Consider the following 15,744-nt stretch of genomic DNA (forward strand, 5'->3'; position numbering starts at 1 on the left):
GCGAGGGCCCCAGGAGGATTCGCCTAGTGGCCTATGGCGCACGCTTGGAAAGCGTGTTGAGTGAAAGCTCTCAGGGGTTCGAATCCCCTATCCTCCGCCAGCAGTTCCTATCGCAGCGCGGTGAGTTCCGCGGCGAGTTCGCGGACCTGAGCCGCGACCGCGTCCCGCATCCCGCGCACGCCGTCGAGATCCCACTCCTCGGGGTTCGGGAACTCCCACTCGACCAGGCGTTCGCCAACCGGCGCGGGAAGCGCGAGCCCGGGCTTCATGGTCACCACGACGTCCGCGTCGGCCAGATCGGCCTCGGTGACGAGGCGGGGAATGGCAGCGGATGTGTCGGCACCCAGCTCGTGCAACGACTCCGCCACGACGGGGTTGATCTCGGCCGCGGGCTTCAGCCCCGCGCTGGTCGCGAGGAACTGCCCCGGGGCGACGACGTCGAGCAGGTGCGCGCCGAGCTGCGAGCGGCCCGCGTTGTGCTGGCAGATGAAGAGAACCGTGGGCTTGGCGGTGACGGATTCCGTGGTCATGCGCTTACTCCGATGATGTTGTGGGCCCGCGACCAGGCCTGCGTTGCGATCTGGACGGCGTCCCAGGGCGAGCTGAGGGGCGGCGTGTACGAAAGGTCGAGGTCGCTGATCTGCTCGACCGAGAGCCCGGCGAACAGGGCGGTCGCGTAGGTGTCGACCCGCTTCGCGGTTTCGGTTCCGAGTCGCCCGACGAGCTGTGCGCCCAGGAGCAGGCCGGACTCGGTGTCTGCGGTTATGCGGATGTCGATCGGCTGAGCGCCCGGATAGTAGCGCTTGTGGTCGTCGGCCGTCGTCTGCGTCGTCGCGGGCGAGAAGCCGCCCGCGATCGCCTCGTGTTCGCGCAGGCCCGTGCGTGCTGCGACGACATCGAACACCTTCACAACCTGGGTACCGACCGATCCGGCGAAGCGCGCCTGCCCGCCGACGGCGTTCTCGCCCGCGACACGGCCCTGCTTGTGCGCGGTGGTGCCGAGCGGCAGGTAGGTCACCCCGAGCAGGCGGTGGTGCGTGACGACGCCGTCTCCCGCGGCGAACACGTGGGGCAGTCCTGTGCGCATCTGCTCGTCGACGACGACGGCACGCCCCGCGCCCAGGCTCGCTCCGGCCTCCTCGAGCAGAGACGTGTTGGGCCGCACCCCGACGACGGCGAGCACGAGGTCCGCGGTGTGCGAAACGGCCTGGCCGAGGCGCTCCGCGTGCACGACGAGTCCCGCATCCGTCTTCTCGACGCCCTTGACCAGGGTGTTGGTGTGGACCTCGACGCCGTGGGCGGCGAGTTCGTCGTGCACGGTGGCGGCGAGTTCGGGATCGAGCGTCGACAGCACTTCGGGCCCGCGCTGCAACTGGATCACACGCATCCCGCGGGCGCGGAATCCCTCGGCCATCTCGAGGCCGACGTATCCGGCACCGATGATCACCGCGGTGCGCGGGTCGCGCTCGGCCAGGTGGGCGTCGAGGGCGAACGTGTCACCCATCGAGTGGATGACGTGGACGCCGTCCGCGGGACCCAGCGTCCCCAGCCCCGCGATTCCGGCGTACGTGGGCAGAGCGCCCGTGCCCACGATGAGTTCGTCGTAGGCGATCTGCGACTCCCCCGACCCGTCGCGGACCGTCAGGCGCCGCGCACCCGCATCGATGCGTGTCGCGAGGGTGTTCAGCCGCAGGCGCATCCCGGTCGCCTCGAGGTCGGCGTGCGTCCGATGCGCGAGCGACTGCCAGGGCTGCACGTCCCCCGAGAAGTAGTAGGGGATGCCGCAGATCGAGTAGTTCGGGTATTCGTCGGCGACGACGACGGTCACGTCGACGGAGGGGTCGAGCTCGCGGGCACGGAGCGCGGCGGAGATTCCCGCGTCGCTTCCGCCGATGGCGACGATGTGCATGATGGTCCTTTTCAGCCGAGTGAGGCGAGTTCGTCCTGGGCGAGGGTGATCTGCTCGGCGGTGAGCGGCACGACGAGGGCCCGCTGCGCGATGTCCACCGCGTTCTCGACGTAGAAGTCCACGAACGCCTTCACCTCGGGCTTGTCGGCATACGAAGCGTTGTTGACGTAGATGAACAGCGGACGACTGAGCGGCGTATAACTGCCGTCCTGAACGGTCTCGACGGTCGGCGAGACTCCGTCGACGGATGCGGCGACGATGACCCCCTCGTTCTCTTCGACGTAGCTCAGACCGAGGAATCCGATGCCACCGCGCTCCCGTCCGACCCCGTCGACCGTCGCGTTGTCGTCTTCCGAGGCGCTGTAGTCGGAGCGGATAGCGCCCTCTTCGCCGTTGATCGCCTCGCTGAAGTAATCGAAGGTCCCCGAGTCGTCGCCCGCGCCGAACAGCACGATCGGCTCGTCGGGGAAGTCGGGGTCGACCTGGTTCCAGTTCGTGATGTCGCCCTCGGACTCGGGTGCCCAGATCGTCGCGAGCTGCTCGACGGTGAGATCTGTTGCCCAGTCGTTCTCGGGGTTGATGATGACCGACAGACCGTCGTTGGCCACGATGATCTCGGTGTATTCGACCCCGGCCTCTTCGCAGGCAGCGATCTCATCGTCCGAGATCGCGCGAGATGCGTTCGACAGGTCGGTTTCGCCGTCGCAAAAGGCACGGAATCCGGCGGAGGTGCCCGTGATCGTCACGACGACGTCGACGTCCGGCTCCTGCCCGGCGAAGAGATGGGCGGCGGCGTTGGTGAGGGGCGCGACCGTCGACGACCCGTCGGTGACGACGGTGCCGCCGAGCGTTCCGCTGGTCTCGTTGCCCCCGGACTCCCCCGCGCATGCGCTCAGCAGGAGCGCCCCCGAGATCACCGCGACGGCCATGCCGAATGATCTGACGCGCCGGGCGCCTCGCGGCGAATCGACGATGGATGTGACGTTCATGGTGTCTCGCTTTCCTCACTCGAAAGCATAGACCTCCATCTATCAATACGAAAGACCGAGAGATGAACGATCAGGTGGGCGTAAGCTCACCCAGCAGTTCTCGCACGCGCGCTTCGATGTCATCACGGATGCCCCGCACCGTTTCGAGCGACTTGCCGAGCGGGTCCTCGAGGTCCCAATCGAGATACCGTCGGCCGGGATACACGGGGCACGCGTCCCCGCAGCCCATGGTCACGACGACATCGGCGGCACGCACCGCTTCGTCCGTGAGCGGTTTCGGGAATTCGCCCCCGAGAGAGACGCCGATCTCGTCGAGGGCGGTGACGACGGTGGTGCGCACGGCACCCGCGGGCGCGGAGCCCGCTGTGCGAACCATCACCCGGTCGCCCGCGAGTTGTCGGAGGATCCCGGCCGCGAGCTGGGATCGCCCCGCGTTCTCGACGCAGACGAACAGGACCTCCGGCACGGCACCGCGAGGTGCGCTCGATCGAACCAGGGCATCCAGGCGCCCCGTCGCGAACGCCGCGGTGCGGGACCCGATCAGCGTCGTGGGATTGTTCGCCGACATCAGGTCGTGGCTCTCGGTCACGTAGCGCTCGATCGTTTCGCGGCTGAACGTGCCGCGATAACGCTCGGTGAGACGGTCGACGATCCGGGGCAGATCCAGCTCGACGCGTGGCGCCGAGGCGTCCTCACCCAGGAGGGCATCGACACGATCCGCGTTACGGGGATCGAGGGAGTACCAGACCCGGCGCCCCTCGGGCTGGCGCACGACGATTCCCCGGGCGGTCAATTCCTTCATGTGATGACTGACCGTCGGCTGGCGCAACCCGAGCGTGTCCGCAAGGCGGCCGACCAGGGCCCGCCCGTCCGGCGACTCGCGGATCAGCCGCACGATCCGGGCGCGCGTGGGGTCGCCGAGAATCGTCCACTCCCCGGAAGTCTCGGACGCACTCATAGATACAAGTCTATGCGCGGCCATCCCGGGGGGACGGATGTCTACCGTGGGACCTCGAGCGACGCCAGCTGATCGAGGAACTCCTCGGCCATCGCGACCTGCTCGACGAGCCTTCGGCGTCGATCCTCGGCGGCCTCTCGGATCGCGCGGATCGTCGCGAGATGTTCCGCCGATGCGGGATCCCGAGCGAGCTCGTCGAACGCCGCCAGCACCGTACGCATCTCGTCGAGCGAATAGCCGAGCGGCTTCATCCGGCGCACGAGCATGATGCGCGAGACATCCTCTTCCGCGTACAGGCGAAAGCCACCCTCGGTGCGACCGGACGGCACGATCAGGCCGATCTCGTCGTAGTGACGCAGCGTCCGCAGCGACAACGACGTGCGCTCGGCGACCTCGCCGATGTGCATGGGCCCTGGGTTACTCACGTCGCTCCTCGGAAGCTCGCTCGCGGTCAAACCTTACGTTACGGTAGAGTTTGGCCAGTGGCGCATCTTCGGCGCCCTCCCCATCTTCCCAGGACGGCATCGCCGGCCCCGGCGCATCGGCGCCCTCGACCCACACCGCCCCCTCCCCCGTCAGGAGCGCCATGACCGACGTCATCCCCGTCCAGGACCCGAAGTCCCGCTATCGCATCGAGCCGACGGTCATGCAGGCACTCCGGAGCCCCCGACTGTTGACCCGCGAGGTGCTCGCCGGGCTCGTCGTCGCGATCGCACTGATCCCCGAGGCGATCGCGTTCTCGATCATCGCGGGCGTCGATCCGCGCCTCGGCCTGTTCTCGTCGTTCATCATGGCCGTCGCGATCGCGTTCCTCGGCGGCCGACCCGCCATGATCACGGCCGCGACCGGCGCGATCGCCCTCGTGATAGCACCCGTGGCGCGCGAGTACGGCATGGACTACTTCATCGCCACGGTGCTGCTCGGCGGCGCGATCCAGATCGTGCTCGCGGCGCTCGGAGTCGCGAAACTCATGCGCTTCATCCCCCGCTCGGTGATGGTCGGGTTCGTGAACGCCCTCGCGATCCTGATCTTCGTGTCCCAGTTTCCGCAGCTGATCGACGTCCCCTGGCTCGTCTACCCCCTCGTCGTGATCGGGCTGCTGATCATGTACCTGATGCCTCGCCTCACGAAGGTCGTCCCCGCGCCGCTGATCGCCATCGTCCTGCTCACCGCGGCAGCCGTCGTGTTCGGCCTGAGCGTTCCCACCGTCGGCGACCAGGGCGAACTCCCCCGCAGCCTTCCCGAGCTGTTCATCCCGAACGTGCCGCTGAACGTCGAGACGCTCTCGATCATCGCCCCCTACGCGGCCGCGATGGCGATCGTCGGCCTGCTCGAGTCGCTCATGACCGCCAAGCTCGTCGACGAGATCACCGACACCCACTCGCGCAAGACCCGCGAGGCCTTCGGCCAGGGCGCCGCCAACATCCTCTCCGGCGCTTTCGGCGGCATGGGCGGTTGCGCGATGATCGGCCAGACCATGATCAACGTCAAGGCATCCGGGGCGCGCACACGCATCTCGACGTTCCTCGCCGGTGTCTTCCTGCTCATCCTCGTCCTCGCGCTCGGCGACGTGGTCGCCGTCATTCCGATGGCGGCGCTCGTTGCCGTGATGATCGTCGTCTCGGTGGCGACCTTCGACTGGCACAGCGTGCGCCCGTCGACGCTCAAGCGCCTGCCGAAGAGCGAGACCGCCGTCATGCTCATCACGGTCGCGATCACGGTATGGACCCACAACCTCGCGATCGGGGTCGGGGCCGGCGTACTGGCGGCGATGGTGCTGTTCGCCCGCCGTGTCGCGCACTTCGTGTCCGTCACCCGTGCGACCGACCGCGAGGCATCCGTCCCCACCGTTCGCTACACGGTCGACGGCGAGCTGTTCTTCGCGTCGAGCAACGACCTCACGACGCAGTTCGCGTACACGCACGATCCCGAGCGCGTCGTCATCGACATGTCCCACTCGCATATCTGGGATGCATCGACCGTCGCCGCGCTCGATGCGATCCAGACCAAGTACGAGCACCTCGGCAAGCGCGTCATTCTCGAGGGCATGAACGAGGCCACGTCGCAGATGCACGGGCGCTTGAGCGGCGGACTCGGCGCCGGGCACTAGCTGCGCGTGCGCGGCGTGGGCGGACGGCACCCCGCGGACGGCTGACAGACTGGGCGGATGTCGCGGGTCATCGAATGGGGCGAGCGACACCAGGTCGCGCTCTCCCTCGCGGCCATCGCGGTCGGGGCGGCCGTCGGTCTCGGATATCCCGCGGCGGCGGGCCCGCTCGAGTTGTCGATCACGCCGACCCTCGGGCTGCTGCTGTACGCGACCTTCCTCGGCGTGCCGTTCGGGCGGCTTGCGGGCGCGTTTCGGGACGGCCGGTTTCTGACGACCGTTCTGATCCTCAACTTCGTGATCGTCCCGCCGATCGCGTTCGGACTCTCTCGTTTCGTGGCGTTCGATCAGGCGCTCGTCGTCGGCGTGCTGCTGGTGCTGCTGACGCCGTGCGTCGACTACGTCATCGTGTTCACCGGACTCGCGGGCGGGTCCAGGGAACGCCTGCTCGCGGCAACGCCCCTGCTGATGCTCGCGCAGATGGCGCTGCTCCCGCTCTATCTGTGGCTGATGGTGGGATCGAAATCCGCGACATCCGTCGATCTGCACCCCTTCGTGATGGCGTTCCTGCTCCTGATCGCGCTGCCGCTCGCGCTCGCCGCCCTGACGCGTGCGCTGGCCGCGCGGACGCGCGTCGCGCGTGCGGTGATGACCGCGGCGCTCGCGGCGATGGTGCCCCTCATGATGCTGACGCTCGCCGCCGTTGTCGGGTCGCAGGTCGCGGCGGTCGTGGGATCCCTCGGCACGCTCGTCGCGGTCGTGCCGGTATTCGTTGCGTTCGCAGCGATCATGACGGGCCTGGGCGCGGCCGTGGGACGGGTCGCTCGACTCGACACCCCCACCCGCCGCGCCGTCGTCTTCAGCGGAGTCACCCGCAATTCGCTTGTCGTGCTGCCCCTCGCGCTCGCCCTGCCGTCGGCATTCGCGCTGACGCCGCTCGTCGTGGTCACGCAGACGCTGATCGAGCTGATCGTGATGGTCGCGCTCGTCGCCCTGTACTCGCGCCGACGCTAGGTGCGGGGATCGGCCTGCGCGACCACGTCGAGGCCATCGGGTGCGCGCTTGGCCAGGGGGAACAGTGCGAGCGCGACCGCAACACCCACACCCGCACCGACCAGCTGCGCCACGATGAAGGGCAGGACCGAGGTGGGCGCGATGCCGGCGAAGGTGTCGCTGAAGGCGCGGCCGATCGTGATGGCCGGGTTGGCGAAGCTCGTCGACGACGTGAAGAAGTAGGCCGCACCGATGTATGCGCCGACCGCGGGAGCGGCGAGATGACCCCGGCCCGTGCACACGAGCGCGAAGATGAGGAACACCAGCCCGGCCGTCGCGATGACCTCGGACAGCAGCCGCGGGCCGTCGGCGCGATCCGTCGTGCTCCACGACACGGCGGCGAGCCCGAACATCAGGTTCGCGAGGACCGCGCCGGCGATGCACCCGGCGATCTGCGCCGGGAGGTAGACGCCCGCCACCGACCACGGGCGGCGATGCAGCACGATGTCGGCGATCGTCACGGCGGGGTTGAAGTGTGCGCCGGACACCGGCTGCAGGATCAGGATCAGGACCCCGAGACCGAGCGCCGTGGCGAACGCGTTCTCGAAGAGCTGCAGACCCACGTCGCGCGGCGAGAGCTGCTGCGCCATGATGCCCGAGCCGATGACGATCGCCGCGAGCAGGGCGCTGCCGAGGAACTCCGCGCCGACGGCGCGCGCAGTTGCCCTCACGAGCCGATCAGCAGACGTGAGACGCGGTCGAGCGCACCGGGAACCAGCCCGTAGTAGGCCCAGGTGCCGCGCTTGCTGCGCGTGAGAAACCCCGCCTCGGTGAGGACCTTGAGGTGGTGCGACACGGTCGGCTGGCTGAGCCCGACCGGTTCGGTCAGGTCACAGACGCACGCCTCGGCACCCTCCGACGCGGCGACGATCGAGAGCAGACGCAGCCGGGCGGGATCGGCGAGGGCCTTCATCGTGTGCGCGAGAGCCACGGCCTCGTCGGCGCCGAGCGGCTCGCGGACGAGGGCGGTGCCGCACGCGGGTGCGGAGACATCCGTCAGGGGAAGAAGAGTCACGCATCGATGCTAATCGATATTGACACTCATCGATAGACGGCGGATACTCGAACATCGAAGACCATCGATATTCGGAGGGGATCATGACCCTGCTCGACCTCACGCCGCGCGCCTCTCGCGCGAGCCGCCTCGATACACTGCCGGTCGCGATCGTCGGCGCGGGCCCCATCGGGCTCGCCGCGGCGGCACATCTGACCGAGCGCGGCATCGACTTCACGATCTACGAAGCCGGCGACGCGATCGGTGCGAGCGTGCGGGCGTGGGGCCACACCCGCCTCTTCTCCCCCTGGGAGCACCTGGTCGACCCCGCCGCGGCGCGCCTGCTCGAGTCGTCCGGATGGCAGGCACCCGCGGCATCCCGCATCCCCACCGGCGCCGAGCTCGTTTCCCGGTACCTGATTCCCCTGGCCCAGCTCGACGCGATCGCGTCCCGCACCCGCACCGGCACCGAGGTGCTGGCCGTGACCCGCGAGGGCATGGATCGCACCCGCACCCGGGCGCGCGCTGTCACCCCGTTCGCCCTGCGCATCCGCCGCGCCGACGGAACGATCGAGGATGTCGCGGCCCGGGCGGTCATCGACGCCTCGGGCACGTACCGCACACCGAACAGCCTCGGCTCGAGCGGACTCGACCCCCTGGGTCTGGGCGATGTGGCCGACCGCGTTTCGCCCGCACTCCCCGATGTGCTGGGTCGGGACCGGGCGCGGTTCGCGGGTCGGCACACCACCGTCGTCGGCGCGGGGCACTCGGCGGCGAACACGCTCCTCGCGCTCGTGAAGCTCGCCTCGGACGAGCCGGGCACACGCATCACCTGGCTGATCCGAAACTCTCGCGCCGCACGCGTCACCACGGCGCCCGACGACGAACTCGCCGGGCGCGCCGAGCTCGGCGGACGCGTCGAGCAACTGGTCCGCGACGGCGCGATCGATCTGGTCGACGGGTTCGAGATCGTCGGCGCACGCCGGGTCGACGAATCCGATGACCTCACGGCGGGCCCCGTCGAGCTCGTCGGACTCCGCCGGGGCGAGACCGTCTCACACCGCACGGATCAGATCGTGAACGCGACCGGGTTCCGACCCGACCTCGGCATTCTGCGCGAGCTGCGCCTCGAGCTCGACGACATCGTCGAGGCGCCGCGGCGGCTCGCCCCGCTGATCGACCCGAACGTGCACTCGTGCGGAACGGTCGAGCCGCACGGGTTCCGCGAGTTGACGCATCCCGAGCAGAACTTCTTCATCGTGGGCATGAAGTCGTACGGGCGCGCGCCCACCTTCCTGCTCGCGACGGGCTACGAACAGGTCCGCTCGGTCGCGGCTCACCTGGCGGGCGACACCGAGAGCGCCCTTCGCGTGGCGCTCACGCTGCCGGCGACGGGAGTGTGCTCGACCGACATCGGCGGAGGAGCCTGCTGCACATGACGACGGTTCGCCAGATGCGAGCCGCGGACTGGGACGCGGTCGCCCTGATCTATGAACAGGGGATCGAAGACGGCGAGGCGACCTTCGAGGTCGAGGTGCCGACCTGGGCCGCCTTCGACGCGTCCCGCCTGCCGGACCTACGCCCGGTCGCGGTCGACGGTGAGTCGATCCTCGGCTGGGCCGCGGCATCCCCCGTCTCGATCCGTGCCGCCTACCGCGGCGTGATCGAGCATTCGGTGTATGTCGCGCGCAGCTCACGGGGGCTCGGGATCGGCCGTACGCTCCTCGCTGCGCTGATCGACGCCGCCGAAGACGCGGGCTTCTGGTGCATCCAGTCGAGTATCTTCCCCGAGAACGCGGCGAGCCTCGCGCTGCACGAGCGCGCCGGCTTCCGAACCGTCGGGCGCCGCGAACGGATCGCACGGTCGGGCCGGGGGCCGCGAGCGGGCCACTGGCGCGACACCGTGCTGATCGAGCGCCGCAGCCGGATCAACGGCCAGGACTGACGTCGATTCGCAATCCATAGATATTCGCCTATGCTTTTACTTCAGAGAGAAAGCGAGTCCCGATGACCGACAAGCCCACCGTCCTGTTCGTCTGCGTCCACAACGCGGGACGCTCGCAGATGGCCGCAGGATACCTCCGTGCACTCGCCGGCGATTCGATCGAGGTCCTCTCGGCCGGTTCTGCCCCGAAAGACACGATCAACCCGGTCGCCGTCGATGCCATGGCCGAAGAGGGCATCGACATCGCGAACAACACGCCGAAGGTGCTCACCGTCGAGGCGGTGCGCGAGTCCGACGTCGTGATCACGATGGGCTGCGGCGATGCGTGCCCGATCTTCCCCGGAAAGCGCTACGAGGACTGGGAACTCGACGACCCGGCAGGTCAGGGCATCGAATCCGTCCGGCCGATCCGCGATGACATCCGCGCCCGCGTCGAAGCCCTGATCGCCGAGCTGATTCCGCCCGCCGCCCCCGCCTGATCCGCACCCACTCCGTGGGACTTTGGTCACGGTGGCACCGCTCGGCGCCGTGAATAATCGAGGCATGACCATGCAGAGCGTCGGATACAGCGCGATTTCGAGCTTCAGCCGCGTCGAGATCCTCCACCTCATCCAGATGCACCCGCAGCAGACCGTCGCCGCGCTCGCCGCGGCGACGGCCCTGCATCCCAACACCGTCCGCGAGCACCTCGAGCGCCTGCTCGATGCGGGTCACATCGTGCGCGAGACCGAACACCGGACGACGCGCGGACGCCCGCGGGTCCTCTACCGCGCCGCGACCGGCCAGCCCGACGCCTCCAGCCCCATCGCGCGCCGCAAGGCCCGCGCGGCGGCCGAGCGCGGCGACATCATGCGGCGCGTGATGCCGTGGACCGGAGCATCCGTCCGCGAGCTCGGCACCGAGACGACACACCAGCTCGACGCGATCGTCGACCACCTGAGCGAGTCGGGCTTCGATCCCCTGATCGACGAGCGCGAGTTCACGATCGACCTGACCCCGTGCCCGCACGCGGCATCGCAATCGGCCCACCGCGACACGCTGTGCTCGGTGCACCTGGGCATCATGCAGGGTGTGCTGGCGGAGGCGCGCGGTCCCCTCACCGTCGCGGGTATGCGACCCTCCTGCGATCCGACGCAGTGCGTCGTCCAACTGACGATGGCGTAGGCGCGGCTCACACCCGGATGCGGTCGGGTCGCGCGTAGACGTTCATCGACGACCCGCGCAGGAACCCGACGAGGGTCAGACCGGATGCGTCGGCCAGCTCGACCGCGAGCGACGACGGCGCCGATACGGCCGACAGGATCGGCAGGCCGGCCATGATCGCCTTCTGCACGAGCTCGAAACTGGCACGGCCCGAGACCATCAGCACGTGGCCGCTGAGCGGCAACCGGTCGTTCAGGATTGCCCAGCCGACGACCTTGTCGACCGCGTTGTGGCGTCCGACGTCCTCGCGCAGCACGACCAGCTCCCCGGTCGTCGCGTCGAACAGGGCCGCGGCGTGCAGCCCGCCCGTCTTGTCGAACACGGCCTGCTGGGCGCGGAGCTTCTCGGGGAACGTCGCGAGCGATCCGGCCGACAGGGCCACCGCATCCGATGCGACGTCGTAGACCGAGACGGTCTCCACGGCCTCGATAGATGCCTTGCCGCAGAGACCGCACGAGCTCGTCGTGTAGAAGTTGCGCGCGAGATCCGGATCCGGCGGTGCGACGCCCGCGGCGAGGGTGACATCGAGCACGTTGTAGGTGTTCTCGGTGTTGCCCGCGAGGGGGCCGCCGGTGCCGGGACCGCCGCAGTGGATCGCACCGCGAAAATGCTCGCCCGCCGAGATCACGCCCTCCGAGACGAGGAACCCCGCGGCCAGTTCCACGTCGTTCCCGGGCGTGCGCATCGTGATCGCCAGCGACGTTCCGCCGACGCGGATCTCGAGCGGCTCCTCGACGGCCAGGGTGTCGGAGCGGCGCACGGGCTCGCCGCCGAGCGTGATCTTCGTCACCGGACGCCGCGTCGTGATCCGTCCCATGGATTCAACCGCCGATCGCGTTCATGCTGCGCAGCGGCTGGAGGAAGGAGGGGTCGTCGATCGCGTGCCCGGGGAGCTTGCCCCGAACGCTCGAGCGCAGCATGTCGTCGAGAGCCGCGTCGATCGAACCGGCCGCCGGGTTCTCGGCCCGCAGGATCGGCAGCAGGTCGTACTCGGTCGTCGAGAACAGGCAGTTGCGGATCTGCCCATCCGCCGTCAGTCGCAGTCGGTCGCAGTCTCCGCAGAACGGCGCGGTGACCGAGGCGATGACGCCCACCGTGTGGGGACCGCCATCGAGAGCCCACCGCTCGGCGGGTGCCCCGCCACGACCGGGGATCGGCACGAGGGTCCAGCGCGCGGCCAGCGCGTCCAGGATCTCTTCGCGTGTCACCATCGAGGCGCGGTCCCACGTGTGGCCGGCGTCGAGCGGCATCTGCTCGATGAAGCGCAGCTGCGCGTCGTGGGCCATCGCGAACTCGGTCAGCTCGACGATCTCGTCGTCGTTCACACCCCGCATCGCCACCGCGTTGAGCTTGAGCGGACGCAGCCCCGATGCCTGCGCGGCCGCGATGCCCTCGAGCACGTCGTCCAGGCGGTCGCGGCGGGTGAGTTCGTGGAAGCGGTCGCGGCGGATCGTGTCGATGCTGATGTTCAGCCGTCGCAATCCCGCGTCGATCAGGGCCGGCAGAAACTCGGGCAGTCTGATGCCGTTGGTCGTCATCGCGATCTCGATCGGGCCGTCCGGCCCCTCGATCGCGCCGAGCCGTCGCACCACGTCGACGATGTCCGCACGCAGCAGAGGCTCGCCGCCGGTCAGGCGGAACGTCGTGATTCCCGCGGCGGCGCCGACCCGAGCGATCCGTTCGATCTCGTCGAGGGTCAGGATGCTGGTTCGTGCGAGCCACTCGTTGCCCTGCTCGGGCATGCAGTACGTGCACCGCAGCGAGCACCGATCGGTCAACGAGATGCGCATGTCGCGATGAACGCGGCCGTGCGTGTCGACGAGCGGACCGGATGCCTGGGCGCCGGCCGCACCATCGGCGCCGCCCGCGCGAACGGGGAGCTCGACGCGCCGGGCGATCGTGACGGCTACGGCCGTCATCGGCTGCCGCCCTCTCGTCCCTCGCACGCACGCATGGGTCGAGCCTATCCGCGCGTCCCGGGACGGGGGCCGGGCGTCGCTCCTTTTACACGGCCCGCCCGGTGCCTCCCCAGCCAGACGACCTGAGATCATTGTCTTACCGCGTCGGGCGAGCTCCTCTTCGATAGACCGGTGCAATGACGCCCCGATGCGCACCAAAGGAGCGTCGCCCATGGATTTCCTCGACCCGCTGCTACTGGCCCGTTGGCAGTTCGGCCTGACGACGCTCTATCACTACCTCTTCGTCCCCCTCACGCTCGGCCTCGCCCTCGTCGTCGCGATCTTCCAGACGGCCTGGCATCGCAGCGGTCACGTCAAGTGGCTGCATCTGACCCGCCTGTTCGGCAAGATCTTCCTGATCAACTTCGCGATGGGTGTCGTGACGGGCATTGTGCAGGAGTTCCAGTTCGGTATGAACTGGTCGGCATATTCGCGGTTCGTCGGCGATGTCTTCGGAGCCCCGCTCGCGTTCGAGGGCCTCATGGCGTTCTTCTTCGAGGCGACCTTCATCGGGTTGTGGATCTTCGGATGGGACCGGCTCCCCCGCGCCCTGCACCTCGCGTCGATCTGGATGGTCGTGCTCGGCTCGACGCTGTCGGCCTACTTCATCCTCGCCGCCAACGCCTTCATGCAGAATCCCGTCGGGTATCAGATGGCCGCGGATGGCGGTCGTGCCGAACTGGTCGACTTCGGGGCGGTCCTGACCAACCCGGTCGTGCTCGCTGCATTCCCGCACACGATCTTCGCCGCGTGGATGTTCGCGGCGGCCGTCGTGATCGCGGTCTCGGCCTGGCATCTGTCGCGCGGTCAGCACCTGGTGACGATGCGTTCGTCGCTGCGGTTCGGGCTCTGGTTCATGATCATCTCGTTCGCGGGCACCGCCCTCACGGGCGATCAGCTGGGACTGGTCATGGTCTCGACGCAGCCGATGAAGATGGCGGCGGCCGAGGCGCTGTGGAATACGGCGTGCGGCGCGGATGCCTCGTTCTCCCTCTTCTCGCTCGGGACCCCGGACGGCTCGGAAGAGATCTGGTCGCTGCGCGTTCCGTATCTGTTGTCGTTCCTGTCGACGCACACGCTGGACGGATGCGTCGAGGGGTTGAACGACCTGCAGGCGCAGTACGAGACGCAGTTCGGCGAGGGCGTCAGCTACATGCCGATCATCTGGGTGACGTACTGGTCGTTCCGCTGGATGATCGGGCTCGGCGGTGCCGCGACGCTCATCGCGATCGTGGGACTGTGGGTCACGCGCAAGAGCGCCAAGCGCCCCGTCGCGAAGTGGATGTGGAAGGTCGCGATCTGGTCGGCTCCCCTGCCGCTCCTCGCCAGCCTGGTCGGCTGGGCGTTCACCGAGATGGGTCGCCAACCCTGGATCGTGTTCAGCCTGATGCTGACCGAGAATGGCGTCTCGCCGAACGTTCCGGGCTGGACCGTGCTGATATCGCTCGTCGCGTTCACCGCGATCTACGCCGCACTCGCCGTCGTCGAGTTCGGTCTGATCCTGAAGGCGGCCCGAAAGGGGCCGGATCCGCTGCCCGATCCGGACGACCCGGAATCCGGCAAAGACACAACCCACCGACTCACGACGACGGTCTACTAGGAGAATCGCCATGGACCTCGCCTACCTCTGGTTCTGGATCATCGGATTCCTCTTCATCGGGTACTTCCTGCTCGATGGTTTCGACTTCGGCGTCGGGATGTCTCTGCCGTTCCTCGGCAAGGACGACGTCGGCCGCCGCCAGATCATCAACACGATCGGCCCCGTCTGGGACCTCAACGAGACCTGGTTGATCGTCGCGGGTGCGGCGCTGTTCGCCGCGTTCCCCGAGTGGTACGCCACGCTCTTCAGCGGCTTCTATCTCGCCCTGCTGCTGATTCTGCTGGCGCTGATCCTGCGCGGCGTCTCGTTCGAGTACCGCCACCAGCGCGACGGTCTGCGCTGGAAGAAGGGCTTCGACACGATGATCGTCATCGGGTCCGCCGTGCCCGCGCTGCTGTGGGGCGTCGCGTTCGCCAACATCGTGCAGGGCGTGCCGATCGATCAGGATTTCGAGTTCACCGGCACCCTGCTGACGCTCCTGAACCCCTACGCCCTTCTCGGCGGCGTGACGACGCTCCTGCTCTTCTTCACCTACGGCGTGAGCTTCGTGGCGTTGAAGACCGACGGCCAGGTGCACGACGACGCCCGGCGTCTCGCCGCACGCGCGGGGTTCCTGACGATCGTCGTCGCCGCGGCGTTCCTGCTGTGGACGGTCATCGCCCACCCGGCCATGCCGGTCATGGTGCTGGCGATCGCTGCGGCGGTGTTCCTGATCCTGTCGGTCGGCGCAAACCTGCGCGACCGTGAGGGATGGGCGTTCGGCTTCGCCGCCGCAACCGTCGTGTCGGCGGTCGGCACCCTCTGGTTCGCGCTGTACCCCTATGTGATGCCCTCGTCGACCGATCCCGCGTACAGCCTGACGATCGAGAACGCGTCGAGCACCGACTACACGCTGACGATCATGTCGTGGGCGGCGCTCGTCTTCCTGCCCCTCGTCCTCGCCTACCAGGGCTGGACCTACTGGGTGTTCCGGCGCCGCGTCTCGCGCTCGCACATCGAGAAGGCCGCGGAGGCAGCCGCGCACTGAC

Annotated in this window: 17 protein-coding genes and 1 tRNA gene; 9 read left to right on the forward strand and 9 right to left on the reverse strand. The window is 68.5% G+C overall.

Going from position 1 to position 15,744, the window contains the following annotated elements:
• Positions 1 to 12: 12 nt before the first annotated feature.
• Positions 13 to 100 (forward strand) — tRNA-Ser (locus tag CGU35_RS12080).
• 7 nt (positions 101 to 107) lie between these two features.
• On the opposite strand, the gene CGU35_RS12085 is transcribed toward CGU35_RS12080, so the two are convergent.
• The 5 genes from CGU35_RS12085 to CGU35_RS12105 all read right to left on the reverse strand — a co-directional run bounded on the left by CGU35_RS12085 (position 108) and on the right by CGU35_RS12105 (position 4,263).
• Positions 108 to 530: an arsenate-mycothiol transferase ArsC gene (locus tag CGU35_RS12085; RefSeq protein ID WP_100811844.1), complete on the reverse strand. Its 423-nt coding sequence runs from the start codon at positions 528 to 530 to the stop codon at positions 108 to 110.
• On the reverse strand, positions 527 to 1,909 hold the full coding sequence (locus tag CGU35_RS12090; protein ID WP_100811845.1) for an FAD-dependent oxidoreductase: 1,383 nt from the start codon (positions 1,907 to 1,909) through the stop codon (positions 527 to 529). The genes CGU35_RS12085 and CGU35_RS12090 overlap by 4 nt, the downstream gene beginning before the upstream one ends.
• An 11-nt stretch (positions 1,910 to 1,920) precedes the next feature.
• Positions 1,921 to 2,898, reverse strand: a complete 978-nt coding sequence (locus CGU35_RS12095) for a PstS family phosphate ABC transporter substrate-binding protein (RefSeq protein ID WP_232711290.1) — start codon at positions 2,896 to 2,898, stop codon at positions 1,921 to 1,923.
• 70 nt (positions 2,899 to 2,968) lie between these two features.
• The gene (locus CGU35_RS12100; RefSeq protein WP_100811846.1) at positions 2,969 to 3,856 is read right to left on the reverse strand and encodes a metalloregulator ArsR/SmtB family transcription factor; all 888 of its coding nucleotides are present in this window, start codon (positions 3,854 to 3,856) and stop codon (positions 2,969 to 2,971) included.
• 41 nt (positions 3,857 to 3,897) lie between these two features.
• Complete coding sequence (locus CGU35_RS12105; RefSeq protein WP_100811847.1) at positions 3,898 to 4,263, reverse strand: MerR family transcriptional regulator; 366 nt, start codon at positions 4,261 to 4,263, stop codon at positions 3,898 to 3,900.
• Positions 4,264 to 4,442: 179 nt separating this feature from the next.
• On the opposite strand from CGU35_RS12105, the gene CGU35_RS12115 reads away from it, so the two are divergent.
• Entirely contained in the window at positions 4,443 to 5,966 is a 1,524-nt protein-coding gene (locus CGU35_RS12115) for a SulP family inorganic anion transporter (protein WP_100811849.1), read from the forward strand.
• A 57-nt stretch (positions 5,967 to 6,023) separates the two neighbouring features.
• Positions 6,024 to 6,977, forward strand: coding sequence for an arsenic resistance protein (locus CGU35_RS12120; protein WP_100811850.1), 954 nt, complete (start codon positions 6,024 to 6,026; stop codon positions 6,975 to 6,977).
• On the opposite strand, the gene CGU35_RS12125 is transcribed toward CGU35_RS12120, so the two are convergent.
• Both CGU35_RS12125 and CGU35_RS12130 read right to left on the reverse strand, forming a co-directional pair.
• Positions 6,974 to 7,687, reverse strand: coding sequence for an aquaporin (locus CGU35_RS12125; protein ID WP_100811851.1), 714 nt, complete (start codon positions 7,685 to 7,687; stop codon positions 6,974 to 6,976). The two genes, CGU35_RS12120 and CGU35_RS12125, sit on opposite strands and share 4 nt — an antisense overlap.
• Entirely contained in the window at positions 7,684 to 8,031 is a 348-nt protein-coding gene (locus CGU35_RS12130) for an ArsR/SmtB family transcription factor (RefSeq protein ID WP_100811852.1), read from the reverse strand. The genes CGU35_RS12125 and CGU35_RS12130 overlap by 4 nt, the downstream gene beginning before the upstream one ends.
• Before the next feature lie 83 nt (positions 8,032 to 8,114).
• Between CGU35_RS12130 and CGU35_RS12135 the strand changes: the two genes are divergently transcribed.
• The 4 genes from CGU35_RS12135 to CGU35_RS12150 all read left to right on the forward strand — a co-directional run bounded on the left by CGU35_RS12135 (position 8,115) and on the right by CGU35_RS12150 (position 11,119).
• Positions 8,115 to 9,449 (forward strand): FAD-dependent oxidoreductase, encoded by a 1,335-nt coding sequence (locus tag CGU35_RS12135; RefSeq protein ID WP_100811853.1) that lies wholly within the window; start codon positions 8,115 to 8,117, stop codon positions 9,447 to 9,449.
• On the forward strand, positions 9,446 to 9,955 hold the full coding sequence (locus CGU35_RS12140) for a GNAT family N-acetyltransferase (protein ID WP_181003315.1): 510 nt from the start codon (positions 9,446 to 9,448) through the stop codon (positions 9,953 to 9,955). The genes CGU35_RS12135 and CGU35_RS12140 overlap by 4 nt, the downstream gene beginning before the upstream one ends.
• Positions 9,956 to 10,017: 62 nt before the next feature.
• On the forward strand, positions 10,018 to 10,434 hold the full coding sequence (locus CGU35_RS12145; RefSeq protein WP_100811854.1) for an arsenate reductase ArsC: 417 nt from the start codon (positions 10,018 to 10,020) through the stop codon (positions 10,432 to 10,434).
• Between the two features lie 64 nt (positions 10,435 to 10,498).
• The gene (locus CGU35_RS12150; RefSeq protein ID WP_100811855.1) at positions 10,499 to 11,119 is read left to right on the forward strand and encodes a winged helix-turn-helix transcriptional regulator; all 621 of its coding nucleotides are present in this window, start codon (positions 10,499 to 10,501) and stop codon (positions 11,117 to 11,119) included.
• Between the two features lie 7 nt (positions 11,120 to 11,126).
• On the opposite strand, the gene fdhD is transcribed toward CGU35_RS12150, so the two are convergent.
• On the reverse strand, positions 11,127 to 11,975 hold the full coding sequence (gene fdhD, locus CGU35_RS12155) for a formate dehydrogenase accessory sulfurtransferase FdhD (protein ID WP_100811856.1): 849 nt from the start codon (positions 11,973 to 11,975) through the stop codon (positions 11,127 to 11,129).
• 4 nt (positions 11,976 to 11,979) lie between these two features.
• The gene (gene moaA, locus CGU35_RS12160; RefSeq protein ID WP_100811857.1) at positions 11,980 to 13,077 is read right to left on the reverse strand and encodes a GTP 3',8-cyclase MoaA; all 1,098 of its coding nucleotides are present in this window, start codon (positions 13,075 to 13,077) and stop codon (positions 11,980 to 11,982) included.
• Positions 13,078 to 13,288: 211 nt separating this feature from the next.
• Here moaA and CGU35_RS12165 point away from each other — a divergent pair, with 211 nt between their 5' ends.
• Together CGU35_RS12165 and cydB are read left to right on the forward strand one after the other, a co-directional pair.
• Complete coding sequence (locus CGU35_RS12165) at positions 13,289 to 14,716, forward strand: cytochrome ubiquinol oxidase subunit I (protein WP_100811858.1); 1,428 nt, start codon at positions 13,289 to 13,291, stop codon at positions 14,714 to 14,716.
• A 10-nt stretch (positions 14,717 to 14,726) separates the two neighbouring features.
• A complete protein-coding gene (gene cydB / locus CGU35_RS12170; protein WP_100811859.1) occupies positions 14,727 to 15,743 on the forward strand; it encodes a cytochrome d ubiquinol oxidase subunit II in 1,017 nt (338 codons plus the stop codon).
• The last annotated feature ends 1 nt before the right edge of the window (position 15,744 follow it).

It is taken from the genome of Microbacterium sp. BR1 (genome assembly GCF_002812725.1).
Classification (GTDB): domain Bacteria; phylum Actinomycetota; class Actinomycetes; order Actinomycetales; family Microbacteriaceae; genus Microbacterium.